Origin of the sequence: Pseudidiomarina aestuarii (assembly GCF_003987355.1) — a bacterium.
In the GTDB taxonomy this organism is placed as follows: domain Bacteria; phylum Pseudomonadota; class Gammaproteobacteria; order Enterobacterales; family Alteromonadaceae; genus Pseudidiomarina; species Pseudidiomarina aestuarii.
This window is the reverse complement of the sequence record NZ_PIPR01000003.1, coordinates 1-26,288: the sequence shown is the minus strand read 5'-3', so window position 1 is coordinate 26,288 and position 26,288 is coordinate 1. Positions and strand designations below refer to the sequence as shown.

Annotated in this window: 29 protein-coding genes and 1 tRNA gene; 6 read left to right on the top strand and 24 right to left on the bottom strand. The window is 48.3% G+C overall.

The features are described from left to right. Window positions 1-60 precede the first annotated feature (60 nt). The gene (locus CWE22_RS10250) at window positions 61-621 is read left to right on the top strand and encodes a DUF3750 domain-containing protein (RefSeq protein WP_169931394.1); all 561 of its coding nucleotides are present in this window, start codon (window positions 61-63) and stop codon (window positions 619-621) included. An 81-nt stretch (window positions 622-702) separates the two neighbouring features. Further along, entirely contained in the window at window positions 703-2,889 is a 2,187-nt protein-coding gene (locus CWE22_RS10245) for an OsmC domain/YcaO domain-containing protein (RefSeq protein ID WP_169931393.1), read from the top strand. Between the two features lie 33 nt (window positions 2,890-2,922). Here CWE22_RS10245 and CWE22_RS10240 read toward each other — a convergent pair whose 3' ends face one another. From CWE22_RS10240 to CWE22_RS10230, 3 genes are all read right to left on the bottom strand, one after another. Beyond that, window positions 2,923-3,759 carry a glycosyltransferase family 2 protein gene (locus tag CWE22_RS10240; RefSeq protein WP_169931392.1) on the bottom strand — a complete coding sequence of 279 codons (837 nt, stop codon included), beginning with the start codon at window positions 3,757-3,759 and terminating at the stop codon, window positions 2,923-2,925. A gap of 123 nt (window positions 3,760-3,882) precedes the next feature. Beyond that, window positions 3,883-4,083 carry a hypothetical protein gene (locus tag CWE22_RS10235; protein ID WP_244596053.1) on the bottom strand — a complete coding sequence of 67 codons (201 nt, stop codon included), beginning with the start codon at window positions 4,081-4,083 and terminating at the stop codon, window positions 3,883-3,885. Between the two features lie 42 nt (window positions 4,084-4,125). After that, on the bottom strand, window positions 4,126-4,473 hold the full coding sequence (locus CWE22_RS10230; protein ID WP_169931390.1) for a VOC family protein: 348 nt from the start codon (window positions 4,471-4,473) through the stop codon (window positions 4,126-4,128). A 142-nt stretch (window positions 4,474-4,615) separates the two neighbouring features. On the opposite strand from CWE22_RS10230, the gene CWE22_RS10225 reads away from it, so the two are divergent. Both CWE22_RS10225 and CWE22_RS10220 read left to right on the top strand, forming a co-directional pair. Further along, entirely contained in the window at window positions 4,616-4,861 is a 246-nt protein-coding gene (locus CWE22_RS10225) for a type II toxin-antitoxin system CcdA family antitoxin (RefSeq protein WP_169931389.1), read from the top strand. Further along, the gene (locus CWE22_RS10220) at window positions 4,861-5,178 is read left to right on the top strand and encodes a CcdB family protein (protein WP_169931388.1); all 318 of its coding nucleotides are present in this window, start codon (window positions 4,861-4,863) and stop codon (window positions 5,176-5,178) included. Before CWE22_RS10225 ends, CWE22_RS10220 begins: the two co-directional genes overlap by 1 nt. Window positions 5,179-5,193: 15 nt before the next feature. Here the strand turns inward: CWE22_RS10220 and CWE22_RS10215 are convergent, their stop codons facing one another. The 14 genes from CWE22_RS10215 to rpsU all read right to left on the bottom strand — a co-directional run bounded on the left by CWE22_RS10215 (window position 5,194) and on the right by rpsU (window position 17,686). Continuing rightward, window positions 5,194-5,370, bottom strand: coding sequence for a hypothetical protein (locus CWE22_RS10215; protein WP_169931387.1), 177 nt, complete (start codon window positions 5,368-5,370; stop codon window positions 5,194-5,196). A 1-nt stretch (window position 5,371) separates the two neighbouring features. Further along, window positions 5,372-5,749, bottom strand: coding sequence for a hypothetical protein (locus tag CWE22_RS10210; RefSeq protein WP_169931386.1), 378 nt, complete (start codon window positions 5,747-5,749; stop codon window positions 5,372-5,374). A 50-nt stretch (window positions 5,750-5,799) separates the two neighbouring features. Beyond that, the gene (locus CWE22_RS12170) at window positions 5,800-5,922 is read right to left on the bottom strand and encodes a hypothetical protein (protein ID WP_275069068.1); all 123 of its coding nucleotides are present in this window, start codon (window positions 5,920-5,922) and stop codon (window positions 5,800-5,802) included. A gap of 10 nt (window positions 5,923-5,932) precedes the next feature. Further along, window positions 5,933-6,436 (bottom strand): rod shape-determining protein, encoded by a 504-nt coding sequence (locus CWE22_RS10205; protein ID WP_169931385.1) that lies wholly within the window; start codon window positions 6,434-6,436, stop codon window positions 5,933-5,935. A gap of 29 nt (window positions 6,437-6,465) precedes the next feature. Next, window positions 6,466-6,837 (bottom strand): VOC family protein, encoded by a 372-nt coding sequence (locus tag CWE22_RS10200; protein WP_169931384.1) that lies wholly within the window; start codon window positions 6,835-6,837, stop codon window positions 6,466-6,468. Window positions 6,838-6,978: 141 nt separating this feature from the next. Continuing rightward, window positions 6,979-9,054 carry a S8 family peptidase gene (locus CWE22_RS10195; protein WP_169931383.1) on the bottom strand — a complete coding sequence of 692 codons (2,076 nt, stop codon included), beginning with the start codon at window positions 9,052-9,054 and terminating at the stop codon, window positions 6,979-6,981. A 107-nt stretch (window positions 9,055-9,161) separates the two neighbouring features. Beyond that, window positions 9,162-10,637 (bottom strand): S10 family peptidase, encoded by a 1,476-nt coding sequence (locus CWE22_RS10190; protein WP_211618693.1) that lies wholly within the window; start codon window positions 10,635-10,637, stop codon window positions 9,162-9,164. Between the two features lie 222 nt (window positions 10,638-10,859). Then, window positions 10,860-11,813: a sensor domain-containing diguanylate cyclase gene (locus CWE22_RS10185; RefSeq protein ID WP_169931382.1), complete on the bottom strand. Its 954-nt coding sequence runs from the start codon at window positions 11,811-11,813 to the stop codon at window positions 10,860-10,862. Window positions 11,814-11,919: 106 nt separating this feature from the next. Further along, window positions 11,920-11,995: transfer RNA gene (locus CWE22_RS10180), tRNA-Ile, on the bottom strand. An 86-nt stretch (window positions 11,996-12,081) separates the two neighbouring features. Next, a complete protein-coding gene (locus CWE22_RS10175; protein WP_169931381.1) occupies window positions 12,082-12,849 on the bottom strand; it encodes an amidohydrolase family protein in 768 nt (255 codons plus the stop codon). 166 nt (window positions 12,850-13,015) lie between these two features. Next, entirely contained in the window at window positions 13,016-14,854 is a 1,839-nt protein-coding gene (rpoD, locus tag CWE22_RS10170) for an RNA polymerase sigma factor RpoD (protein WP_169931380.1), read from the bottom strand. Between the two features lie 140 nt (window positions 14,855-14,994). Then, complete coding sequence (locus CWE22_RS10165) at window positions 14,995-15,381, bottom strand: DUF3192 domain-containing protein (RefSeq protein WP_169931379.1); 387 nt, start codon at window positions 15,379-15,381, stop codon at window positions 14,995-14,997. Window positions 15,382-15,567: 186 nt separating this feature from the next. Then, window positions 15,568-17,313, bottom strand: a complete 1,746-nt coding sequence (gene dnaG / locus CWE22_RS10160; RefSeq protein ID WP_169931378.1) for a DNA primase — start codon at window positions 17,311-17,313, stop codon at window positions 15,568-15,570. A 157-nt stretch (window positions 17,314-17,470) separates the two neighbouring features. Continuing rightward, entirely contained in the window at window positions 17,471-17,686 is a 216-nt protein-coding gene (gene rpsU, locus CWE22_RS10155) for a 30S ribosomal protein S21 (protein ID WP_034733010.1), read from the bottom strand. Between the two features lie 256 nt (window positions 17,687-17,942). Here rpsU and CWE22_RS10150 point away from each other — a divergent pair, with 256 nt between their 5' ends. Then, window positions 17,943-18,572, top strand: coding sequence for a MarC family protein (locus CWE22_RS10150; RefSeq protein WP_169931377.1), 630 nt, complete (start codon window positions 17,943-17,945; stop codon window positions 18,570-18,572). Here the strand turns inward: CWE22_RS10150 and tgt are convergent. The 7 genes from tgt to CWE22_RS10115 all read right to left on the bottom strand — a co-directional run bounded on the left by tgt (window position 18,565) and on the right by CWE22_RS10115 (window position 25,168). Then, entirely contained in the window at window positions 18,565-19,680 is a 1,116-nt protein-coding gene (gene tgt, locus CWE22_RS10145) for a tRNA guanosine(34) transglycosylase Tgt (RefSeq protein ID WP_169931376.1), read from the bottom strand. The genes CWE22_RS10150 and tgt overlap by 8 nt on opposite strands. 51 nt (window positions 19,681-19,731) lie before the next feature. Next, the gene (gene queA / locus CWE22_RS10140) at window positions 19,732-20,787 is read right to left on the bottom strand and encodes a tRNA preQ1(34) S-adenosylmethionine ribosyltransferase-isomerase QueA (RefSeq protein WP_169931520.1); all 1,056 of its coding nucleotides are present in this window, start codon (window positions 20,785-20,787) and stop codon (window positions 19,732-19,734) included. 116 nt (window positions 20,788-20,903) lie between these two features. Continuing rightward, window positions 20,904-21,929: a hypothetical protein gene (locus CWE22_RS10135; protein WP_169931375.1), complete on the bottom strand. Its 1,026-nt coding sequence runs from the start codon at window positions 21,927-21,929 to the stop codon at window positions 20,904-20,906. A 5-nt stretch (window positions 21,930-21,934) separates the two neighbouring features. After that, window positions 21,935-22,522 carry a hypothetical protein gene (locus CWE22_RS10130; protein WP_169931374.1) on the bottom strand — a complete coding sequence of 196 codons (588 nt, stop codon included), beginning with the start codon at window positions 22,520-22,522 and terminating at the stop codon, window positions 21,935-21,937. Continuing rightward, on the bottom strand, window positions 22,519-23,061 hold the full coding sequence (locus CWE22_RS10125) for an RNA polymerase sigma factor (RefSeq protein ID WP_169931373.1): 543 nt from the start codon (window positions 23,059-23,061) through the stop codon (window positions 22,519-22,521). The genes CWE22_RS10130 and CWE22_RS10125 overlap by 4 nt, the downstream gene beginning before the upstream one ends. Window positions 23,062-23,202: 141 nt before the next feature. Then, the gene (locus CWE22_RS10120; RefSeq protein ID WP_169931372.1) at window positions 23,203-24,474 is read right to left on the bottom strand and encodes an inorganic phosphate transporter; all 1,272 of its coding nucleotides are present in this window, start codon (window positions 24,472-24,474) and stop codon (window positions 23,203-23,205) included. A gap of 13 nt (window positions 24,475-24,487) precedes the next feature. Next, on the bottom strand, window positions 24,488-25,168 hold the full coding sequence (locus CWE22_RS10115) for a TIGR00153 family protein (RefSeq protein WP_169931371.1): 681 nt from the start codon (window positions 25,166-25,168) through the stop codon (window positions 24,488-24,490). A 154-nt stretch (window positions 25,169-25,322) separates the two neighbouring features. Here CWE22_RS10115 and CWE22_RS10110 point away from each other — a divergent pair, with 154 nt between their 5' ends. Beyond that, window positions 25,323-26,063, top strand: a complete 741-nt coding sequence (locus tag CWE22_RS10110) for a TerC family protein (RefSeq protein WP_169931370.1) — start codon at window positions 25,323-25,325, stop codon at window positions 26,061-26,063. Window positions 26,064-26,288 lie beyond the last annotated feature (225 nt).

Sequence of the window (26,288 nt, the reverse complement as noted above, 5' to 3'; positions counted from 1 at the left end):
TTTTTAAAATTTCCTGCGTTAATAGCTAGTAATAGAATCTGAATGAATCAAAGGTGATTTGTGAAACGTATTTTAGTCGGCTTTGTGGCTTTGTGGTTGATTGGTTGCTCAAGCAATGATTGGCGCTCCGCGTCGCGTGATCCTGCCGGTATTGCGGCCAATCCTGCTGTGACAACCGATGCAGTGATTGAAGCGTACGCAGCCGATGCGTTCGGCTGGCGGGGTTGGTTTGCCGTGCATACGTGGATTGCTGTCAAACCTGAAAACGCGTCTGAATATACGGTCTATGAAGTGGTCGGTTGGCGAGTAGAAAACGGCCAGCCTGCGTTGCGCGTCTATCAAACCGCTACTCCAGATCGATTCTGGTATGGTGCTGAGCCCGAAAAAATTTATTCGCTACACGGTGAACGCGCAGCAGCGCTGATTCCTGAAATTGAAGCTGCTGCCGAACGATATCCTTGGGCTAATGAATATACCGCCGTACCCGGTCCGAATAGCAACACCTTCCCTGCTTGGATTGCGCTGCAAATTCCAGAATTGGAACTAGAGCTACCGTTTAGCGCGATTGGCAGTGGCTATGCTGACAATGACGCGGACAATGAGGAGGGTACAGTCAATTAGGCAAGACTATTTGGCGCAAAAAAGCGATAATAGCGACCACAACGTAATGATGTCACACCCACCAACGCTGGTACGCTATTCATGGAAATCAAAGTCAATTTTCTCGACAACCTTCGACTCGAAGCTAAGTTCGATGACTTCACAGTCATTACGGACCAACCGATTCGCTACAAAGGCGACGGTTCGGCGCCGAGTCCATTTGACTACTTCCTCGCATCATCAGCGCTGTGTGCCGCCTATTTTGTCAAAGTCTATTGTGTGGCTCGTGATATCCCGACCGACAACATTCGGTTATCGCAAAATAACATTGTGGATCCCGAAAATCGCTACAACCAAATTTTCAAAATTCAGGTAGAACTGCCAGAAGATATTTCTGACAAGGACCGCGAAGGAATTTTGCGCTCCATTGAACGTTGCACTGTGAAAAAGGTGGTTCAAACGGGTCCTGAGTTCCAAATTGAAGTGGTAGAAAACCTCGACGAAGATGCACAAGCCTTGTTGATGGGCAGCCCGACTGGCGGCTCGCGTACCTATATTGAAGGTAAAGACTTACCACTCGAAGATACCATCGCCAACATGACCGCTATTTTGGCGAACTTGGGCATGAAGATTGAAATCGCTTCTTGGCGCAATATTGTACCGCATGTGTGGTCGTTGCATATTCGTGATGCCGCATCCCCTATGTGCTTTACCAACGGCAAAGGCGCCACCAAAGAAGCCGCTCTGGCCTCGGCTTTGGGTGAGTTTATTGAGCGTCTGAGTTGTAATTTCTTCTACAACGACCAGTATTTCGGTGAAGCCATCGCCAAGAGCGAGTTTGTGCATTACCCCAATGAAAAGTGGTTCGCTCTCACCGTCGACGATTCTTTGCCTGACGGTTTGTTAGATGACTACTGCTTAGAAATCTATAACCCTGATGCTGAGTTGTGTGGTTCCCATTTAGTAGATACCAATTCTGGTCGAATTGATCGCGGTATTTGTGCGTTGCCGTTTGTGCGTCACTCGGATGGCGAGACCGTTTATTTCCCGTCGAATTTGATTGAGAACTTGTACTTAAGTAACGGCATGAGTGCTGGCAATACCTTGCCTGAAGCGCAAGTACAGTGCTTATCGGAGATTTTTGAGCGGGCGGTGAAAAAGCAGATCCTCGAACAAGAATTGGCACTTCCGGATGTACCTGCCGAGGTTCTCGCACGCTATCCGCACTTAGTAGAAGGTATTGAAGCGCTGGAAGCACAAGGTTTTCCAGTTTTGGTGAAAGACGCATCACTGGGTGGCCAATTCCCCGTTGCTTGCGTGACGCTGATGAATCCGCGCACCGGTGGCGTGTTTGCTTCGTTCGGAGCGCATCCAAGCATGGCGGTTGCTATTGAACGCAGCCTCACTGAGTTACTGCAGGGCCGCAGCTTTGAAGGTCTAGACGACTTGCCGCCTCCAACCTTTAATTCCATGGAATTAACGGAGCCGAACAACTTTGTGGAGCACTTTATTGATTCATCCGGTGTCGTCTCATGGCGTTTCTTTAGTGCGCACAGTGACTACAGCTTCGTCGATTGGGACTTTGCCGGAACCAACCAAGAGGAGGCGGATACCTTGTTTGGCATCTTGGCAGACCTCGGTAAAGAAGTTTATATCGCTGTGCACAACGATCTAGGTGCTCCGGTATGTCGGATTTTGGTCCCGGGTTTCTCTGAGGTCTACCCTATTGAAGATCTGGTATGGGACAACACCAATGTCGCGCTTCAGTATCGCGAAGATATTCTTAATTTGCATCGCTTGAGTGATGACGAATTGCGTGGCTTAGTAGAGCGCCTCGAAGAAAGTCAGCTCGACCCGTACATGGATATTATTACTCTGATTGGCATCGAATTCGATGAGAATACGGTGTGGGGACAACTGACAATTCTCGAGCTGAAAACGCTGATTTATTTGGCACTTGGACAGCACGAAGAGGCTTTGGAAGGGGTTGAAGAATTCCTTCAGTACAACGACAACACCGTTGCAAGGCAATTATTCTATCGCGCGATGCAAGCAGTGCTCGAAATTGAGTTGGATGATTCGTTGGAACTGGATAATTACCGACACAATCTGACGCGTATGTTCGGTGCTGAAGTGATGGAGCAAGTGATTGGCTCGGTTGCAGGCAGTGTTCGCTTTGCTGGTTTAGAAGCAACCAATATGCAGCTTGAAGGGCTCGAGAAGCATTTGCGTTTGATTGAAAGTTACCAAAAATTACATTCGGCGCGTGCGAGTCGAGCGACAACTTAGCCACTGAAAATCATAGTGACGAGCCTCATTGCACTATACCGCCTCTGCTGAGTCAAACGAGGTGTGTCGGTCGAGTCCATAGCTCGTCGCGACGATTTGATTTTTCTTGGTATTTTTGATGATTTTAGCGTTTATCAGCCGAACTTCTTGCTCAACATAACTACGATCATGCTCGAGGTGAACACACACGGCCGAATATCGGATCTGCTTACTTTTTATGCCTTTGTTGAGCAAGCGCTCGCCAAGTTCTCGATCCTCACCGCCGTAGCGCATGCGCTCATCAAAACCATTCACTGCAATAATATCCTCCAACCAACCCGACGCGTTATGACCGTTCCAAGATGCTCGCGTAGGTGTGAGTCTATTCAGTAGTTTGGATTTCGTACCAAATGCAGTGAGCTTCAGTGCTTTATGTGTTTTCTTCAGGCCTCGTTCAACCAACCACTCAACATCAAAAGCGTTACCATTTTTGATGTCATCGACAGTTATGGCGCGACTCGCAGATAGCGGGAGCTTGAAATAGCCACCCGACAAAAAGTACCCAGGTTCGCGGTATTGAACATGCGTTGCTAAGAAGTCATTGCGTGGAATACAGTCACCGTCCGTGAAGACAACATAGTCGCCTTCCGCGACTAACAGTGCTTTATTTAATATGCGAGTTTTTCGAAAGCCTTCGTCCGCTTGCCAAACATGTTTAACCTGTCTGCCACTTTGCTGCTCAAACAGCTTAATGCGCGCTAGCGTTTCCGGCGTGGAGCCATCATCTGCGACAATAATTTCAAAGTCTTGAAAGGTTTGGAAGTGAAATCCCCACAGTGTTTTTTCTAACCAACCTGGAGAGTTATAGGTCGAAAAAATTACAGTTAACATGCTGTTCACTAGTGTTTTGGTGATTAGGTGTCAGTCGCATCGTCTAAAACCCGAGGCAACACTCATAAAAAATACTACCGCTCAACCTTGCGTCTGACCACCAAATTCACCAAATGTTTACAGCTACACCTTACTTTCGGCGTCAACATCCTTTTTCATGACGAGTACGATCATGTATAGCAGGGCTATAGGCGGTACAAAGGCAGTCAGAAATCCAACAAATGCCGCCCAACCGGCATTTTGCGTTTTCCGCTTACCTAATAAATACGTCACGATAATCGTAACGATCATGAACAGGATCATGCCCAGTCCGATGTAAGTCATATTAATATTCATAGTCGTCCTTGTTGTTGTTATTTTCCCTAATTACTCAGACCAAACAGCGTATTCATTGCCACTTGGGTCACTAAAATGGAAGCGTCGCCCGCCGGGAAAGTCGAAGATAGGTACCACTATGGTGCCACCTGCAGCTTCAACTCGTTGTTGCGATGCCTCTAACTCTTTGCTGTAGAGCACAATCAAAGCGCTTCCAGATGCCACTGTAGCAGACTTTTCTGAGCGAAAAAATCCGCCATCTAAACCAGCATCTTGAAACGAAGCATAATCGGGACCGTAGTCAACAAAGTTCCAGCCAAACGCCTTAGTAAAGAAGGCTTTCGTCCCCTCAATATCGGTAGCTGGAAACTCGACGTAGTTAATTTTTTCACTGCTCATGAAATATCCCCTTTTGGTTACGCTGTAGTTTAGTTTTCAAATCGAAAAAGGCGAAACCTAAGAGTGATTATTTGCAAAGTCTATGACATGCGCCTAAACTATGCGCATACCTGATGTGCAAATAAAGTAGAAGGAGCGCTATATGAGTCATCTATACTCAATGAATGCCCTGAAAAAGCCAACTAATGTCAGCATTAATAGTGACCTGCTGGAAAAGTCGCGTGCTTTAAATATCAATTTATCGGCTACTTTGGAACAAGCCCTCGTCGAGAAATTACGCGCAGAACAACGTGATCAATGGTTACGGGAAAATTCTGATGCGATGGCATCCTACAATAAATTCATTGAAAGTAACGGCTCTTTCAGTGACAGCGTCAGGAAGTTCTAATGGGACAATTTTTTGCTTATCAGAATCCCAATCCACAAACTCAGCGCCAGTATCCTTATTTGCTTGATATTCAAAATGACTTGCTGAGCGAATTACGCACAACTATTGTGATACCGCTTTCACCGACTCATTCGGTCGCTTCAATGCGTCTAACACGATTAAACCCAATAGTTTCAATCGAAAATGAGAGTTTCACGGTAATGACGCAAGATATTGCCGGAATCGATCGTAATCAGCTTGGTGCGAAGACATTCAACCTAAGCAGCTATCGCGCTGATATCATGGCCGCAGTTGATTTTGTACTATCCGGCTTCTGACTTCGCGGCGCGTTATTACGGCTGTGCTTTAGAGTTCCGTTTGCGACCTAAGATCCCAAACCAGAACAGGCCTTCAAATGCGATGCCGGCGAGAACAAAACCAGCAGCTCCAGAGGGAAGGCCAATCGCATAACACACAATCGCTGCGACTAAGAACAGTGCCAGTACCAAACCGTGGGTAAACCCTTTCATTTTAAGATTCCTTTTCTGATTGACGAATCATGTTTTTCAACACCATTTGTGCCGTTTTCATCACGCGTTCTTCTTTGTGATGACCGAACTCATCATCATAGATAATGACTATTGGATAGCCACCATTTGGGCAATATTGAGTCTCATCAAAGCCATCGTACGCCAGGCCAAATCTAAATTTCGGAGTCTGCCTCTCAACATTCAGCCAATAATTGACTCGTTCGTTGAAGCCATCATGGAAGATCGCACTCCCTAATGTTCTCGCCTCATCCACTGTATCGAAGCAAGGCGGTTGATAGGTAGTTTTAGGCGCAGATGCACAACCGATAAGGGTCATAGTCAGCACTCCAGCAATAATTCGATAAGGCTTTACAGACATTGATACGTCTCCATGTACTATTTCCCTCTAGCTAGAATAAATCAGCGTATCTATGAACTGCTGACATACGCGTAGTAATCGGTGACGCCTGCGACGCAGAGTTCTTGTCTGAGAGAGGTGAACTCACGATTGTACTTAGCAAACCCACGAACTTGTTCTTGATGCGCGCTCATTGCACCTCTCTCACTTTTTTGACTTATATTCATGAACTATATCCATGAGTGTGTCAAAAGTCTGCTTGTGTACGTTGAGCCGCTCTCCCGTATGAATCAACACTTCTCTTGCTCCCATTCCCAGCGCGAGTTCGCGTAATACGCGTTCTTCTATGTCAGTTAATCCACCCTCTAGTTTTTCTAGCTGATGCATTACTACTCTAGGAGCAGGTCTAAACTTTGAATTGTGAAACTTGAAAAGTCCATGCTGGAGTATTTTTTCAGCAAGACCGAAATTAGCGATTAGACAGCGTGGGTGAGAAAATGGGTTCGTAAGCTGAATGGATTCGCATGCTAGTGATTTAGCCTCAGCCCCAATGGACTTGATGCTCACTTTCCCATTTAGTGTTTGGAGCGCTATCCAAGGCTCAATTTCGATAAATTCAGAGGCGCCTATTTTGCGAAACGTTATTCGATTTTCGCTCAGCTCAACCACTAGGTCGTCAGAAAACAGTCCTCTTACATATTCGAACATGGATTGTGGCCTCCGTGCCAGTAACTGCGCTATACGTGTTGGTCGAAAAGGATTGGATTGCCGTCTGGATCTATGACCGAGAAGCTTGCTGGACCGTTGTCTGAGTCAAGTGATGGATGCAGAATTTCAAGACCTTTGGCCTTGAGTTGCTCATGCAATTCTCTTACATCCGTAAACGAATCCAACGGTGATGCATCTTGGTCCCAACCGGGGTTAAAGGTCAGAATGTTCTTGTCGAACATGCCTTCAAATAAACCAATGTTGGTATCGCCATTCTTCATAATCAAAAACCGATGCGACTCCTCACCGGCATACACGGTAAATCCCAACTTTTCGTAGAACTCCCGCGACTTCTGCAAATCCTTAACCGATAAGCTGACTGAAAAGCATCCAAGTTTCATGGTCTTCTCCACTGAATTGCAACTGTTGCTAAGACTTTAATTAGCATGCTTCTCAGGAAGACGCAAAAGTAAAAGGCGCCGATGGCGCCTTTTCGGTTGGGACTATAAAGCGATGCACACACTCAATGCATCGCGCTAAAGTTATTGCACTTCAGATGTGATGTCGGTCGTGATAGTGAATGGCGTTGCCAGACTAATATAACCAGTAACTCGCAGCGTGTAAGTTCCCGCTGTATCCGTAAAGAACTGGATTACCTCTGGATTTTCTAATGACGCACTAGAAGCGACTTCCACACCGTCTGGATTTACCAGGAAGAAATCAAGGTCCGCCACGCCAGTCCACGTCAACGTTGAAGTGATACTGACGTCATTTGGATTGATTTCCAGAGGGAATTCCTGCACTTCTAGGTTTTCAGCCGAAACACCCATGGTACCCGAGTCGATTTGCTGACTGGTCATAAAGCTAACATCTGGAGCTAGTAGAGCACCATCGACATCCATGCGGTCAAACTTGACACGTTTATTCAGAATGCGAACTTCCAAATCATGGATACCTTCACCCAGGTTATCAAAAGCTACGGCAACATCTTTTGGCGATGCAGCTGATGCGTCAGCAGCATAGACAGTTTTGGTCCCCAACGAACGACCATCTGCAATCAGTTCAATAGATGTTGGCTCATCGCTCGTGGCTAAAAAGTGAAGACGCACTCGCTCGCCACGTACCTTCGCAAAAATAGAGGCGTTGCTATTTCTAGCCATCGTAACCGTTTGTTCAAACGCGGAATCATCGTATTTACTCTGCCAATTTCCCACATAAACGAATTGCTGAGCACTATCATCGGCTTGATTCCAAGCACCCTGACTTGACCACAAGGTATCGCCAGCCAAGAAGGCGAGGCGCTCGCCGGTCGTTACTTTCGCAAGATCGACCGCAGCTCTGACATCGATATAACCTGCACCGACTTCGTGTGGCGCATAATCCATCGGCTCAGCGGTGTCTTTCAGGATTTGTTCGATTTGGTCAGGTGAGAGGTCTGGGTTAACTTCCAACAGTAGTGCAGCCACGCCAGCTACAAAGGGAGTTGCCATCGAAGTACCGCTAATAGTGTGGTAATACGCATAATATTCAGGATGATTTGAATCGATTACAGGTCCCATCGCTCCAATTGCTGTATTCGGAGCGCGAGTAGAAGTAATACCTTCTCCAGGCGCCGTAATATCCGGCAGCTTGAACGGGTGACCCGCTACGCCTCGACTGGAGAAGTCGGCGAGCAGTTTTTCACTGGTACCTGCGGCGACGTTAATAACCCAAGGTGCCACCGCGTACTGGTTCAGTGTGTCTTCAGCAGGGCCTGAGTTAGAGGCCGCAAAACTTACCACCATACCCCGGCTATAAGCTTCGTAAGACGCTTTGTTAATGGGATTATTCGGATCAAATTCTGCACCATCACCGCCACCCCAACTATTAGTTATGATATCAATACTAAGGCGGTCTTGATTCGCAATGGCATAATCGAATCCTAACAACGCATACAGGATAGAAATACCTTCGCCGGCACCGAGGCCAACAATGTTAGCGCCTGGGGCAATACCATCATGGTAGTATGCTCGACGTTCGTCGTTAACAGACACCATGCCGGTTCCTGCAACAGTACCTGCAACGTGAGTACCATGTCCTGAAGAAGTATCGCTGTTTGGAACTCCCTCAATAAACGCGTTACGTCCACCAAGCAAATCGAGGTCGCCAACAATCTTTACGTTCTCGACCGTTTTGGTCTGAAATTCTAGATCTGGATGCGTCGCATCAACGCCAGAGTCGAGAACAGCTACTGTGACGCCGCGGCCAGTCACGTCATAGAAGTCATGCACATAATGACCACCGGTGATCTCACCAGACGTATAATTACTGTACTCCAATGGAGTATTTGCGTAGATACTGCTCACGGCTGGATTCTCTATGAGTGCCTGCAATTGCAGCTTAGTCACCGTAGCGCCGGCCATAGGCATGGTCTGCAGCCCAACATAGCGAATCCCTAAGTTCGGTAGTATTCGGTCAATATCGCTTTGTTGATCAAATGACACAATCACATTGTATGGGCCGACAAGATTCTGTATGTCTTGCGTGAGCTTCGGTCCTAGGACTGCGTCGGCTTGAACTGAGGTCGCACCGAGCAGGCCTGAGGCCATAATTCCAAGTGTTAGAAGAGTTTTTTTCATTATTGTTCTCCGTAAAGATCATAGTTGACCTCTACAGAGTTACATCTAAATCAACAGTGATATATAAGGGATCTCCCCTATATTTAGCTGTGCATTGATGCGGCTATTTAATCAACTCTTTGACTCTGCACCTTGATGAAGTCACGGGTGTCTTCGAGTAGGGCTTTGCGTGCGGGTTCGTGGACGTACATCATGTGACCACCGTGATAGTAGTGATAGATGATGTCATCCGCAGCTATGCCATGGCGGTTAAGCGTATACTCGGCATCGAAAAATGGCGTGATTAAGTCGTAATAGCCCGAACCCACCATGACTTTCAATGACGGATTACTACGCAGTACCGCCGCTAGGTCAGGGGCCGTATTCACATAATGAGGTTCCCACGAGCTACCTTTCGGACGAGGACTCCAGCGCCACTTGCCAGACAGTTCAGGATCAGCAGGATTTAAGTATGGACGGTTCCAATCTACACCTAAATCGTTGCGCATGTAGTGCATTAGTGACGCTTTGTACGCTGGTGAGATTGCACCTGCCGCATCTTCGCCTGGGCGTGGCGCGACGTCATCGCGCTCATCTAGCGTGTAACGACTATCGAGCAGACCGACTGCAATACCCTCTTCACGCTTGAGTTCCTTGGCAAAACGAAATGCGTTGATGCGCAAATCGACACGCTCGATATATTCCTTACTTAAACCGGTAAAACGCTGCAGCTCGCTAACTAACTCAGCACGTCTATCATCACTCAGTAAATTGCCTTGAAACAGGGCTGGGAGAAGTTCTTGTGTTGCGAACTCGCGGCTCTCCTGAATAAAGGTCTCAAAATCATCGGATTGCTCTACTTTACCGTGATACCACGCAGTCGCCGCCATGGTTGGAATATAGGTAATATAAGAAATGATGTTGTCGTCGACATAAGGCGTCGAACCCTGGTAATCGAGTGCTTGTGAAACGAACACAATACCGTTGACGTTGATCACATAGTCTTCGCGCAAAACCTTCGCCACTGCTGCAGCTCGCGTGGTGCCAAAGCTCTCACCTAATAAGAATAGTGGTGAATTCCAACGATTATTTTCTGTAAGCCATGCAGCAATCAACGCAGCCATCGAGTTTGCGTCTTCAGTCAGACCCCAAAAGTCTTCCTTTTTGCCTTTGCCGATTGCTCGTGAGAAGCCAGTTCCGACAGGATCGACAAACACCATATCGGTCACATCAAGAATCGTTTCAGGTGCGTCTTTTATCGTATAAGGCGCTACTCCTGGGTGTTCGGCATCACTTGGCACAACAATGCGCTTCGGCCCATAAGCGCCCATGTGCAACCAAGTGGACGACGACCCAGGCCCACCATTCCAAATAAAGGTTACTGGACGCTGTTGCTTGCTATCCACCACGTAATCAAACGAAAAAATCGCCGCGGTCGGCTCGCCTTCAGCATTGCGCAGATAGGTTTCACCCGCGTCCACCGTGTAATTGAGTCGCTCACCGTTGAACGTGCCTTTGTGCTGCGAGCTAAAGCGCGTTGGCTCTGGCACCGGTTGCTCTGTCTGCTCTTGTTCAGCCGCATGATCAGCTTCTTGCGCTGACACACTGCTTGATTGCGAGAGCGAGAAAAGAAGCGCTAAACAAACGAGGTAAGAAGTTATTGGTTTCACTGCGTTATGTCCTATTTGGGCGATTGTTTGAGATTAGCACAAATAGAAAAGGCAATGCGACGTTCTCTACTTCCGATCCTTAAGCATCTTATAAACGAATATGCCCTAACCCCGCCAGAAAAGCTGAGCGCAACATCTCTGATTCGAAACGATCACTCATCTCCTTTTATGCTCGTACATCGCTGCATCAGCTACCTTAATCATGTTCTCTATTGTTAAGTCATTGTCTGGAGCAAAACTAGCGATACCGGCACTGTATTCTATTTTAAAAGGTTTCTGATTCGAGTCGTTTTCTTCCTGAACGGCTTGAGCAAACTGAGCAAGTATTGTCGCGACTTGATCTCCAGCCGCATTGGACAACATTAAAGTAAACTCGTCGCCTCCGAATCTACCAACAACATCCGATTCTCGGAACGTCTCAAGCATGAGCCGCGCGAAAGTTTTCAATACGTAATCACCTTCATGGTGTCCATACTTATCATTTATTTGTTTAAATTTGTTCAGATCAAAAACGACAAAGGTAAAAGGAACCTCATGGCGTCTGCACATGCCAATAGAATAAGCAGCAAGTGTTAAGAAACCGCGCCTATTCGATATCAAAGTCAACTCATCTAAAGTTGCCAACTGAATGGATTTCACTTCCTGCTCAATCATTGCGCCAAGATCCGCGAGAAGTTGTCGATCCTCGTCACTCATTTCTCGAGGAGTCGAATCAATCAAGCACAGCGTGCCGATTTTTAATCCCACCCGTAACTTTAAGGGGTAACCAGCATAAAAACGAATTTTGGGTCCCGACGTTACTAAAGGGTTATCGCAAAAACGCTCATCATCAACGGCATTGGGTATGATAAACAAACCATCCTCATTAATTGCATGAGCACAGAACGATATATCGCGTGGTGTTTCGTTAATATCCATTCCTTGATTTGACTTGAACCACTGCCGATTCTCATCAATCAAGCTAACTAACGCTATGTCAACGCCAAACAGTCGCTTGGCCATACGTGTCACTCGATCAAACCGCTCCTCATGTCCCGTATCTAAAATACAAAGAGTTTTTAGTGCGTGAAGGCGTTCTGCTTCGTTTTCTGGGATCGCTGGTTTTTGCATAATTTGAACTCTATGTTTATCCGGTAAACATGAGTATGGGCGATTATCTGCTCAGACACTAATTTTAATTAGTGCAGTGTCGACTTAACATGGAGGGCTTGCGAGATGGTGGCCCCTCCCAGATTTGAACTGGGGACCAACCGATTATGAGTCGGGTGCTCTAACCACTGAGCTAAGGGGCCATTTGGAGATTGCTGCGTAGAAAACGAAAAGCGGGCGCAAGTATATGAAAATTGCGCCCGCTTGTCATGACCTTAGCCGCGAAAAGTTAGAGTTTAATGCCGTAAAATTCGGCTGCGTTGGTCGCGAATACTTTATCGATGGCTGCTTCGTTCGGCAGAGCTTCGTATACGGTGTCAATGTCACCGAGGTTGAAGGGCCGTTCGGCACGTGCAGACGGTAAGTCAGTACCAAACATCAAGCAGTCTGGATTCACGTCGTAGAGCTTCTTCACGGCTTGCGCCACGTTCACTTCAGTGCGACCGAACCCGCTTGCCTTAATTTTAACGCCTGCTTCTGCGAGTCGCAGCACTTGTGACAACCCTGAGCGTGCCATACCGAGATGATCCACAGATGCTTTCGGTAGCTTTAACAATTTCGGTACCACGTCATCCAGCTCACGGCTATCAACATAAAGCTCGAGATGCCAGCCGACTAAATCCCAAATGCGCTTGCCATAGTCGACCATGTTATCCAGGCCACTTACTACGCCGCGCTTCAGATTCACGCGTACGGCACGCACACCCTGCTCATGCAATTCAAGAATACGTTTGTCTGAAACAGAACTCGGTAAATTGGTGACACCCACAAAGTTCTCACCGAGCTGATCCAGCGTCGGCTTGAAATAGCTTTGGTCAAAGCCCTGTACCGAGCCTGACGCCACCGCACCACCAACAATATTCAGTTCTTTGGTCCGATGTTGATAATCTTCAACTGAGAATGGCGGCGGTAAGAAGCCTTGATTCTCAATCAAAGGATAAGCGCTGTTGTAAATGTGAAAGTGCGCATCCACAATACGCTTTGGGGAGTTGATCATAAATCATCCTTTTCAGCGAAATTAGCACTACTTTAACGCATTTAGGCACAAATTTCACATCGAGCCCGTTTATACGCGGTATGAAAAAAGCTCCAACATGTCGCCATGGGGAGCTTTTTCTGACTCGCATTCAGCGCATTCGTTCAACGAATACGCTGGTTTGCGACTATTCGTCGAGGAATGACTTCAATTGTTCAGAACGGCTTGGATGACGAAGCTTACGCAGCGCCTTCGCTTCAATCTGACGAATCCGTTCACGAGTTACGTCAAACTGCTTGCCGACTTCTTCCAACGTATGGTCGGTATTCATATCAATACCAAAGCGCATGCGCAGCACTTTCGCTTCGCGCTGCGTGAGGCCACCGAGGACTTCACGTACCGCATTGCGTAAGCTTTCTGAAGTTGCTGAGTCCACCGGCAAATCAAGCGTGGTGTCTTCAATAAAGTCACCCAGATGCGAATCTTCATCATCACCAATCGGCGTCTCCATAGAGATTGGCTCTTTGGCAATTTTCAGCACCTTACGGATTTTATCTTCTGGCATGACCATGCGCTCAGCCAATTCTTCTGGCGACGGCTCACGACCCATCTCTTGCAGCATCTGCCGCGAGATACGATTCAGCTTGTTGATCGTTTCGATCATGTGCACTGGAATACGAATGGTACGTGCTTGGTCCGCGATTGAACGCGTGATTGCCTGCCGAATCCACCAGGTCGCATAAGTTGAGAACTTATAACCACGACGGTATTCGAACTTGTCGACCGCTTTCATCAAGCCGATGTTACCTTCTTGAATCAAATCCAAGAACTGTAAGCCACGGTTGGTGTACTTCTTCGCAATTGAGATAACCAAACGCAAGTTCGCTTCGACCATTTCCTTCTTGGCACGACGCGCCTTCGCTTCGCCAATTGACATGCGACGGTTGATATCTTTCACTTTTGCGATGGTCAGACCGGTTTCGATCTCGACTTCCGCAAGCTTGTGAATGCAACGCTCAAGCTCAGTTTTCAGCTCTTTCAAAGCATCCGAGTAGCTTTCACCAGCGCCAATTTGCGCGTCCAACCAAGCCGTACTGTTTTCATTACCAGCAAAAGCCTTCATGAAATTACGCTTCGGCATACCCGCTTGCTCGACTGACATTTTCATGATCAAACGTTCTTGCACACGCACACGATGCATCATGTCGCGCATGTCTTTGACCAGTCGGTCGAACTGTTTCGGAACCAGACGGAACTGCTTAAACAAGTCGCTCAGCGCTTCAATTTCAACACGTGCTTTGGCGTGATCGCGACCGTGCTTGCTAATGGCAGTACGAGTTTTCTCGTACTGGTCACGCAATTCGCCAAATTTCTGACGGGCAAACTCTGGGTCAATACCACCCTCGTTCGCATCATCGTCATCGTCGTCATCGCTGTCGTCATCGTCCTCGTCTTCCAATTCTTCTTTGGAAAGTTCAGAACCGATGTGCGTAGCGCTCACTGGCGCAGTGTCTACTTCATTAGGATCGATGAAGCCTGAAATGATGTCGGTCAGACGCATTTCTTCAGCTTCACAGGTATCCCACTGCTCGAGCAGGAAGTTAATTGCTTCTGGATATTCTGCTACCGAACACTGAACTTGGTTGATGCCTTCTTCGATACGCTTTGCGATATCGATCTCGCCCTCACGGGTCAATAGCTCAACAGTTCCCATTTCACGCATGTACATGCGCACTGGGTCAGTGGTGCGGCCTAACTCACCATCAACACTCGCTAATGCTTGCGCCGCGGCTTCAGCTGCGTCTTCATCGGCGGTGTCTTCACTCATCATCAGCTCATCGGCATCCGGTGCGTTTTCAAACACCTTAATGCCCATGTCGTTGATCATGCTGATGATGTCTTCAATTTGATCAGAATCTACAATCTCAGAAGGTAAATGGTCATTCACTTCGGAAAAGGTCAGGTACCCCTGCTCTTTTCCTTTGGCAATAAGAAGTCTGAGTTGTGATTGACGACTCTGCTGCATACAGATCTACCACCTATTATTTAACGAGCAAAAATTAAATAAGCAAAACCGGTCTTAATCCCCGGTATCGATATTCGAAAGGGAGATAAATATAAGACCGGAAATGATAGCAGATTCTGTAGTTTTCAGCCAGAATTTAATCAATTCTTAGCAGGAATTCGGCTCACAGCTAGCTCACCAGTACCCACTAAACTGCCGTTCACAAAGACTAATGGCGTGCATTCATCTTTCGATGTTTCGCCGTCTGAGTCGACACGATGGGTGCGATAGTATAGAACGCGATACTTGTCGCCATCGACAGTCCACAACTCAGAGAAGTTCGGCGTGCCCAAGCGGTTTTCTATGTAGTTGATTGTGGCGCCTTCGTCGAGACTCGCAATGACTTTACGATTTTCACGCTCTTGCTTCTGCCAATCGTCGGATGAATAGCTATAACTGCCGTCGCCGTCAGCAACCACAATACAACCTTGTAAAGTTAAAGCAGCAACCAATGCTGCGGCTAATCCTGCTACTTGAGTTTTACGCATCTGTACTCTCCATAGGTATTATGCATATCGATATTTAGTAATGATTCGGATCGAAGTATCGTCGACTTCTGACAGATACAGTATGCAAGCATGATGCCAACTAGAGAAAGCCTTTAAATGTAACGGTTTGCAAGAAAGCGTGAGGAAACGTCAGTGCGAAATTCACCAACGGATTAGCGAAATTAGCTATTTTTTAAGGTATTTCAACAAGGTGAGATATTCTTGTTTTTCTACCTTGGTCAGCGGACTTTGGCGTTCCTTCTCAATCAATTCATCAGCCCGTTGTTTCACAAACTCATCAATGAAGTAGCAAAAGATACCGTAGAACTCTTTCTCGACATCTTCATCATCGAGTTGGTGCTGCCAGCTCGCTAGCTGGCGTAATGCCTTCTCTTCTTTGGAATCGCGCCAGAGTTCCAGCAATTGTGCACTGGTGCGCGGTTGTTCATGGGTTTGTTTATGGAGCGCCAGCAGCAGCTCAATACCGGGAACCTTGAGTCCCTTCAACTCATCATGAATAGGGATCTCTTTACCAATAGATGGATGTTGCACCAGTAAGCCTATGGCACGGCGCATCGGCGTCATCTTCAGCGCCTCGGAAGGTTTGTTACTGGCCGCCTTTTGCGTTTTTACATGGCTCTTAATTTGCGACACATCGCGACGCAACAGCTTAGCCAAACGCTCGGTCAGCAATTCTTGGTAGAACTCGCTCGCCACTTTTTCGATCAGCGGGCGTGCATCGCTCAGCAGCGCACCACGGCCACTGTCGGTGCTCAGGTCATACTGGGCACTCAGATGCTCAAAGAAATAGTCGGTGAAGCTCTGTGCCTGCCCTAAGCGCTGTTCAAACGCATCTTTGCCTTCCTTGCGCACCAAGGTGTCCGGATCTTCGCCATCCGGCAGAAACAAGAAGGTCATTGCGAGACCATCGGTCAGCAAAGGTAATGCATTCTCCAGTGCGCGCCAGGCGGCGTCGCGACCCGCTCGGTCACCGTCGTAGCAACAGATCACTTGCTTAGTAGCTCGGAACAGCATCTGCAGCTGCTCGGTCGTGGTTGCAGTGCCTAGTGACGCTACCGCATACGAAATACCCGCCTGCGCCAGCGCGACCACATCCATATAGCCTTCGACAATGACGACTTGCTCAAGCTGATTCTTATGTGCTTGGCGTGCTTCATAAAAACCGTAAAGTTCGCGGCCTTTATGGAATACGCGAGTTTCAGGTGAGTTCAGGTACTTCGGACCATCGCCTTCCAGAATACGACCGCCAAAACCAACCACACGACCACGCCGGTCGCGAATCGGAAACATAATACGGTCACGGAAGAAGTCATAGAAACGGCCGCTATCGTTGTTATTCAGCAGCTTTAATTCCGCTAATTGTTGCTTATCGTTTTGTGATTTGGCGAGTGCTTTGAGCAAGCCATCCCATTCAGCCGGTGCATAGCCTATCTGGAAGCTCTTGACGATATCGCCACTGAGACCACGGCCTTTCAAATAATCGATGACGCGCGCGGAGTTAGGATGTTTGCGCAGTTGATGCGCAAAATACTTCGCCGCCAATTCCATTTGTTGATAGTCATCAGCAGCTTGAGCGCGTTTGCGTGCTTCGGCTTGTGGATTCACCACTTGTTCACGCGGCACTTCCAGCCCCATCATCCGCGCCAGCTCTTCAATCGCTTCGGGGAATTCGAGGCCATCAAACTTCATAAGGAAGTCAATGGCGTTGCCGTGCTCACCACAACCAAAGCAGTGGTAAAACTGTTTGTCAGGTGCAACGGTGAAACTTGGCGACTTCTCGTTATGAAATGGGCAGCAGGCTTGGTAGTTACGCCCAGCTTTCTTCAGAGGTACACGGCTATCGACCACTTCCACAACATCCGCGCGATCCAATAGATCGTGAATGAAGCTTTTGGGAATGAGACCAGCCATGAAAGTCCTTTTGATTGAAACGGAACAGCTCTTGAATTGAGCGATCGATTCTACTGTGAAACGCAAGCCTTGCAAACACGCAATGAAAAAGCCGAATGAGTTTCCCCATTCGGCTTTTCTAATCGTTTACACGATCAGGCAAGAATCAAGCGCGGTCTTAGTAAAGACGAGTGCGGCGCGCGTTCTCACGCGACAGCTTCTTCGCATGACGTTTAACAGCAGCGGCTTTCTTACGCTTACGCTCTGAAGTTGGCTTTTCGTAGAATTCACGACGACGAACTTCAGACAGTACACCTGCTTTCTCGCAAGAGCGCTTGAAACGACGCAGTGCTACGTCAAACGGCTCGTTTTCTTTTACTTTAACAACTGGCATTAAAATCTCACCTCAATGAAAATTCTGTTGTTGGTTATCGAATTGGTTAATTTTTAACCACGACAATTAAAAATGGTGCTGAATTGTAGCGAGTTCAGATCCTCTTGTAAAGCCAGAGATCATGTTTTTCTTTGCTTTCGGGCAATCTCTGCAACTCGCGTGAATGCATTGCTTTGCCCTACATTCTCGTTACAATATCCCGTTACAGTAGCTGAGCTCGTTACCCTAGCGCAGCGCTTTATTGGCGGAGTCCACAATGCTCGAGACATTTCTATTTCAGTTCACTTCTATGTTCACCATGATCAACCCGATCGCGGCGATTCCTATTTATATCGCGTTGACTGAGGCAATGACGCCAAAAGCTGCACGCTGGGTGGCGATGCGGGCATCAATTACCGCCTTTATCGCGTTGTGTGTCTTTGCATTGCTCGGTGAAGCAATCTTCAGCTTCTTTAGTATCTCCGTCAACGGACTCCGCGTTGCCGGTGGCATTCTATTCTTCGTGATGGGCTACGAAATGCTACGTGGCCGCACCGTACCGAAACGTGTCGACGGCGAAACCGACGGTGACTTTGGCTCTGATGTGGCCGTTACACCGCTCGGGATACCGATGATTGCAGGCCCTGGTGCCATCACTATGGTTATCTTGACGAATCAAGCCAGCACCGGTCCTGGCAGCTCCATTAGCATGTACGTCGCCATTTTTGTGGTCTGCGTGCTCACCGCCATTGTCTTAGCAAGCGGTCGTCAATTGCTCGCAAAACTAGGCCGCAGTGGCTCCAAGATCCTGATGCGCTTGATGGGTCTGATTGTGATGCTCATTGCCGTCGAGTTCTTCTTCGCCGGCATCAAGCCATACGTCGTCGATATCGCCCGCGCTATTTAAGCGCGGGAACGTCCATCTCACGTTTCGCGTAGAATTCAGCGACGTGCGCTTCGAGGCGATCGTCTGCAATCGCCTCACGCAAGTCACGCATCACCTTCTGATAGTAGTGCAAGTTGTGAATCGTGTTTAACCGACCACCGAGCATTTCATTGGAGCGATCCAGATGATGCAAATAAGCGCGCGAGTAATTTTTACAGGTGTAGCAATCACACTCGGGATCCAAGGGTCCAGTATCAGTGCGATGTACGGCATTACGAATTTTCACCACGCCAGTGCTAACGAATAAATGACCATTGCGAGCATTTCGCGTTGGCATTACGCAGTCAAACATATCGACGCCACGACGGACTGCTTCAACCAGGTCTTCCGGCTTGCCCACACCCATGAGGTAGCGCGGCTTATCCGCTGGCATTTCCGGGGCGATATGATCCAGCACCCGCATCATATCCTCTTTCGGCTCACCTACACTCAAACCACCTATGGCGTAACCGTCAAAGCCAATCTCGGTAAGACCCTTCAATGACTCGCTGCGCAGCTCTTCGTACATGCCGCCCTGAATAATACCGAACAATGCGGAGGGGTTGTCGCCGTGTGCTTGCTTCGAGCGTTGTGCCCAACGCAATGACAACTCCATCGACGTACGCGCCTGCTCCTCGGTTGCTGGGTGTGGCGTACATTCGTCAAAAATCATGACAATGTCAGCACCCAGATCACGTTGCACTTCCATCGATTTCTCTGGAGTTAGAAGAATTTTTTCACCGTTGATTGGCGAGCGAAAGGTCGCGCCTTCTTCGGTGATTTTGCGCAGTTCACCCAGGCTGAATACTTGGAAACCACCCGAATCTGTGAGGATGGGTTTGTCCCAATTCATAAAGTCGTGCAGGTCACCGTGCTGCTTAATAATTGAGGTACCAGGACGCAACATCAAATGGAAAGTGTTACCGAGGCAAATCTGTGCGCCGGTAGCCGCCACTTCTTCAGGGCTCATCCCTTTTACAGTACCGGCGGTACCGACTGGCATAAAGGCAGGTGTTTCAACCACACCACGATCAAAAGTCATGCGGCCGCGGCGTGCTTTGCCGCTGGTCTTTAAGAGTTCAAATTTCATTTCATCACCGAGTTAAACACGGAAAAACAGTCCGAGAGGCGCAAGTATACCCTAGCCGTTCTGCTTCGTCACAAACATGGCATCGCCATAACTGAAAAAGCGATAACGCTCTTGTACCGCCTCGGCATAGGCCGCTAATACGGCATCACGACCTGCAAACGCCGATACCAACATGATTAATGTCGACTCGGGTAAATGAAAATTGGTGATCATTGCATCAATCACCTTGAAGTCGTAACCAGGGTAAATAAATATTGAAGTGTCATCGAAAAATGGTGCGATCAAGTCTGAACCTGCTGCCTGAGCAGCACTTTCTAACGAACGCACTGATGTCGTGCCGACTGCCACAACACGATTCCCACGTGCTTTAGCCGCTTGAATAGCTGCCACCGTCTCCGCTGGAACTTCAGCATATTCGCTATGCATTACATGTTCTTCAATGACATCGACACGCACTGGCTGAAACGTGCCCGCGCCAACGTGCAGAGTTACATAGGCAAACTCGATACCTTTGTCGCGAAGCTGCTGCAAAATCTGATCATCGAAGTGCAAACCCGCGGTAGGGGCTGCCACCGCGCCCGGTTTCTTGTTATAGACGGTCTGATAGCGCTCACGGTCACTGTCTTCATCGGGACGGTCAATGTATGGCGGCAATGGCATATGCCCATACTTTTCCAAGACTTCAAGCACCGGCTGTGAAGTGAGAAATTTCAGTTCAAACAAAGCGTCTTTGCGGCCGATCATTTCTACTTCGACAGCGTTCTCAAGCAACATACGCTGCCCAACTTTTGGCGCTCGGTTACTGCGCAAATGCGCCAACACCCGATGCGAGTCCATAATGCGCTCGACCAACACTTCGACTTTACCGCCAGCGCCCTCTTCTTGACTGAGCTTATGCCCCAGCAATCGAGCTGGAATAACCCGCGTATCATTGAATACCAGCACATCACCCGCATGGAGTTGGTCCACAATAGCGGTGAATTGGCTATGCGTGATAGAACCCGTAGGACCATCGAGACACAACATGCGACTGGCACTGCGTTCAGGTTGCGGATAACGGGCAATTAGTTCGTCTGGCAATTCGAATGTAAAATCTGAAACGTTCATTGCTGGCGGTTCATTCATGTGGCTTGCGGGAGGCGTACTTTACCTGTTTTGTTGCGCAAAAAAAAGACGCATCACAAGGATGCGTCTGAAGAGATGACAACCGATCTTATGACCAGTTAAAAGGAATACGTGACTGCCTCTGAAAGTAGATCACTGGCACCGTCAGAACCCGAACATTCGGTGACATTACGCTTCGAGAAAATGAAGATTTTGTCCTCACCACCTTGCTCTTTGTCACCTGCACCCTCGAGGATAAAGGTAATGTTCTCGCCGTTCGGTAACGACCGCAGCGTCCGTCCATAGTCACACAAGGTTTGCGCCATGGTTTGCTCAAACTGTGCAATACGCTCGGCACGCTGTTGTTCGCGTTCCGCACGACGAACCATAATTTTCTGCTGCCGTTCGGCATTGATTGCCTGGAGCTTTTCTGTCTCCCGCTGCACTTCGGTCTCGAGTTCCCGCATATCTTTGCGCGCTTTTTCCAGCTCACTTTCGATTTTCACGAGTCCGTCGCCATTGGCTGAGCGGCGTGAAAATTCGAGATCACGGATTTTGCGGCTGACATCGCGAAGTTCGCGTCCTGATTCGCGAATGTTGCGGGTAATTTCACGCACTTTCTCGCGCGATTCGTCCGCTTCACCGCTGCTCGTCCAGACCGAGTCACCATCAATCACAATTTCTTGTGATTCGATGATCAGTTCCATTTCATCGCCGAGAGCCTCCAGCTCTTCCAGTGCTTCCAATGACTCGAACGAATCACTGGAGTACATCCGCACCATCTCGTCACTATCGGTATCGTCACGAATAATTTCAACTTGCGGAACCAATGGCACCGTTGCAACCGAAGGAGGAGACGGCGGATGCGGTGCCCCATCACTGCTAAAAAACATTTGGAATCCGCCATTACCCACTCGAGTGCGATAGACCACACCCTGCCCAGCCAAGTAGCTGTACTCCAGTTTGCGGCCAAAACTAAAACGACGCTCACCTGAATTTTCTTGCTTGAGTGAAGTTTCAAAAATGCTATTCATGATTTCTAATTGCTTGCGCAATTCTGCGCGTTGTTCCGAGTTGGCTTGAGCGGTCATCGCGACCGTGCCCACGGCTAAAGCTACTGCTGAAGCGATCATTAATTGACGCATAAGTATTACTCCTGAGTACTATTCATAGGGCTCATCGGATAGCTGGTTTGTTGCAGCCAATCTTCTGAAAATTGTTGTAACTGGTTGGCGAAAAAGACCTGATCATCTTCGCGCTGTGCATTAACGTAACGAATTAAATCTTCCATATCGTCTTGGCGTTCCTGCCGATTGGTTGCCAACACGTAGCTCACAAGTTGCTGATTGGCAGCACCAAGCTCACTGCGGAAATCTTCACGAAAGTCTTCGCGCAAGTTGCTCGCGTAGTTGGCCAGCGTTAGTTGCTGCGCTGCACCGTATTCATTAAGCCGTTGCTCTACCATCGCAGTTAACTTAGCTTCATCAACGCCACCACCAAAGCTGACCGAGAAACCGTCGGCGGTGTTATGGATCTGCACTTGGCCGATCACCAACACCATGGCAAATGCCGATGCAGCTAATGAGGTCATGGGCAACCATGGCTTCTGCCACCATCGTAATGTGTTGACTGCAGTGGTTCGAAACGTGCGCTCACGCGGCCACTCTGGCACTGGCTCATTCACCAAGTCATCGGCTGTGCGTTGCAGCCACTGCTCAAAATTCTGGTGCTTACTCATACGACCTCCACCAATTCCTGTAACTTACTCACTGCGCCATATAAACGTGACTTCACGGTGTTTAAAGGCGCTTCAGTTTGCTGAGCAATTTCTTGCAAACTCAAATGCTGAAAAAACTTCAATTCAACAACGACACGTTGTTCAATCGGTAACTCTTGCATCGCTCGAACCAGACGCTGGCCTTGCTGTTGCCCTGAGTAGACGGCTTCAGGGCTGTCCCAATCAGCGGTCGAGGCTTCCTGCTCAAAGTCATAGTCGGCTTCAAACGATTTCCGGCGACGGTAGTGCTCGATGCAACGATGATGCGCAATCGTCATCATCCAATTCTTAAACGAACTTTCACCACGCCAAGCAGCCAAGTTGCGGAAGACCGACAGAAACACTTCCTGCATCAAATCCAGTGCGTCGTCGCGATTGCTCACCATGCGCAAGGCATAGTTGTAGACTAATCCTTCGTAGCGCTTCACGAGTTCGAGCCATGCTTGTTTATTATTTTCGAGCGCTCGTTTGACGAGGCGCTGATCAGACGGTGCAAACACAGAATGATTCCCTTTATCACAGCGGCGTATCCGCTAGCTTCCATACTGTAGTCGAAACCGCATCAAAAAAAGTTTTTCGCAGGCAAAAAAAAAAGAGACCGAAGTCTCTTTTTTTTGTCACTTTTCACTATTCACCGGCTTTTATGCAACTCCGAAAGAGGCCTTGAGAATATAGAAGAAGATGATCGACATAATCGCACCGGCTGGTAGTGTGACCACCCACGATACGACGATGTTGCGAACCACACCCAGGTTCAATGCTGCGATACCACGCGCCATGCCGACACCCAATACGGCGCCAACTAACGTTTGCGTCGTTGAAATCGGCAAACCGGTACCTGATGCAATCACCACCGTACTGGCGGCAGCTAATTCTGCCGCGAAACCACGACTTGGGGTTAAATGCGTGATGCCTTTACCGATGGTAGCGATAACTCGACGTCCCAACATCGCCAGACCCAGCACAATACCGAAAGCACCAACCGGTAATACCCACCACGCCAATTTCGCTTTGCTTTGAATTTCACCGCCACTTTCAACAATGCTGACGACTGCAGCGAGCGGACCGATAGCGTTTGCGACGTCATTTGAACCATGCGCAAATGCCATGGCACAAGCGGTAACGACCATCAAAATCGCGAACACCTTTTCGACGTTGGTGTAGTGCATATCTTTGTCTGCGGTCGGGTCAAACTTAATTCTTGATATCGCAAACCGACCAATAATGCCAACGACAACACCGACGACCAGCGCTATCAAGAAGCTCTGGAACATCGAGAACTCAAGACCAACGTGCTTGAGGCCTTTGGTCAGTGTCACCAGGGCGATAACAAAACCTGTCAGAACCATATAGACCGGCACATAACGTTTCGCCATAGCAAACGGGTTGTCTTGGTCGAAAATCAATTTTTGTGCACTGAGGAAAACGAAGTACGCCAATAAACCCGCAATCAGCGGTGTAATAACCCAACTGCCGATAATACCGGCTACGCTACTCCAATTTACTGAGTCAGCGCTCACACCGACGGCAGCAAAACCTACAATCGCACCAATAATCGAGTGTGTGGTAGATACTGGCCAGCCTAGCCATGAGGCGATCAATAGCCAAAAACCAGCTGCTAACAAGGATGCTATCATCCCGAAGACTAGAATTTCCGGTGTATCAACAAAGTAAGCAGAGTCGATAATACCTTTACGGATAGTCGAGGTGACCTCGCCGCCAGCGAGATACGCTCCAGCAAACTCAAAAATCATTGCGATGATGATGGCTTGCTTGATCGTCAATGCTTTCGAGCCGACCGATGTACCCATGGCATTGGCAACATCGTTGGCACCAATCCCCCATGCCATAAAGAAAGCAAATGCCGCAGCCAGCAGAATCAGCGTGAGGTTATACGTAGAAATAATATCCATCGTGAGTCTCCTGTTAGACGCGGGCGAGCATCAGCTCGAAACGCGCACCTACGCGCTCTGCGAGGTCAGCTAAGTCACCTACCCAATCCAGAATTTGGTAGAGAAACATAGCGTCGAGTGGATTCATGTTTTGCTCGTGTGCACGCAACTGGCGCCGCAATTGAATCTGCAACACATCGGTGTCTTGTTCGATGCCATCGAGTTCAGAGATCATGTTGTCGACAATCTTGCGCTCACGACCACGGAAACCGGCTTCCAGCAAGTCATCAAATTCACTGATGGTTTCTTTCGCTTTGTCAGTTGCATCGAGACAACGCTGCAGATATGCATCAAAACCTTCCACCATATCCGCAGGAATTTGCATTTCCCGACCGGTGATCAATCCTGAGATATCTTTGGCTTTGTTGGCGATGCGATCTTGCTGCGATACCAACTCGAGTAAGTCAGTACGCTCAACTGGCATGAATAAGCCGCCAGGAAGATTGAGTCGAATTTCACGCTTGAGGTCGTCAGCAGCTTTCTCTTTGCGGACGATTTCTTTGCGATGGGTTTCAGCTTCTTTCCAGTCACCTTTATAGACGGCTTGGAAGAAAGGTTTGAGGGCCATTGCACAGTCATGAACCTGTTCAATGTGCTCGATCATTGGTTTGATCGGCGACTTGGCAAACATACCAAGAAACGAATTTGCAGACATAAAAGTTCGCCTTTGTTGCTGCGGAAATAAACGTTTTATATGGGTTGCGCATACTAGCAAAGATAGCTGTGAACGCAATTTTTTATTGCTACTTGTTTAGTCACAATAACCCTCGTATTGTAATTCAATCGTAAACCAATGTAAGTGGAACTTTATGTTTGAATGGATTTTATTGCCGGAAGCTTGGATTGCGCTGGCGACGCTCACCGCTCTAGAAATTGTTCTAGGTATCGACAACATCATCTTTATTTCAATTTTGGTGGGACGCCTACCGGAGTCGCAACGGCAGAAAGCGCGACAGATAGGCTTAATGTTGGCAATGGGTATGCGTATCGCGCTATTGCTCTCGATTGTATGGGTCATGGGGCTGACCGAACCGCTCTTCCATGTTTTCGACATGGGCTTCTCGGGGCGTGACCTCATTCTATTTTTCGGTGGTTTGTTTCTGCTTGGTAAGAGCACACTAGAGATACATCATGCCCTTGAGGGCACGCATGAACAGAAAAGCGGTGGGAAAGCAGCTACTTTTGCTGCAATCATCACGCAAATTGCCGTAGTTGATATTGTCTTCTCACTCGATTCAGTGATTACAGCAGTCGGCCTCGTTGATTATGTTGCCGTCATGATTATCGCCGTTGTGGTTGCCGTGTTGGTTATGATGTTGGCAGCTAAAGCCATTGGCGATTTTGTTGACGCGCACCCAACCATTAAAATGCTGGCTTTGAGCTTCTTGATATTGATTGGTTTCACGCTCATGGGCGAAGGTCTCGGCTTCCACGTTCCAAAAGGTTACGTGTACTTTGCGATGGCATTCTCGCTGTTAGTCGAACTGCTGAACATTCGCATTCGTAAGAATCGTGAACCCGTGCAATTGAAAAAGCGCATCGAAGAATAGGGCTAAAGTAATAAAAAAGGCGACCTTCGGGTCGCCTTTTTATTGGGTCGTTAGCTTATGCAGCGCGTTTCAGTTGAGCCCGTGGGCGACGACGCCAAAGCGCGCCACCCAGAGCCATCAGGGCGAGCCAGATACTCAACTGACCCCCACTGGATTTTCCATCCACACGAATGACTTCAATCGCATCGACATTGACCGTGAGCGTTCCGGTTGCCTCACCGCCGT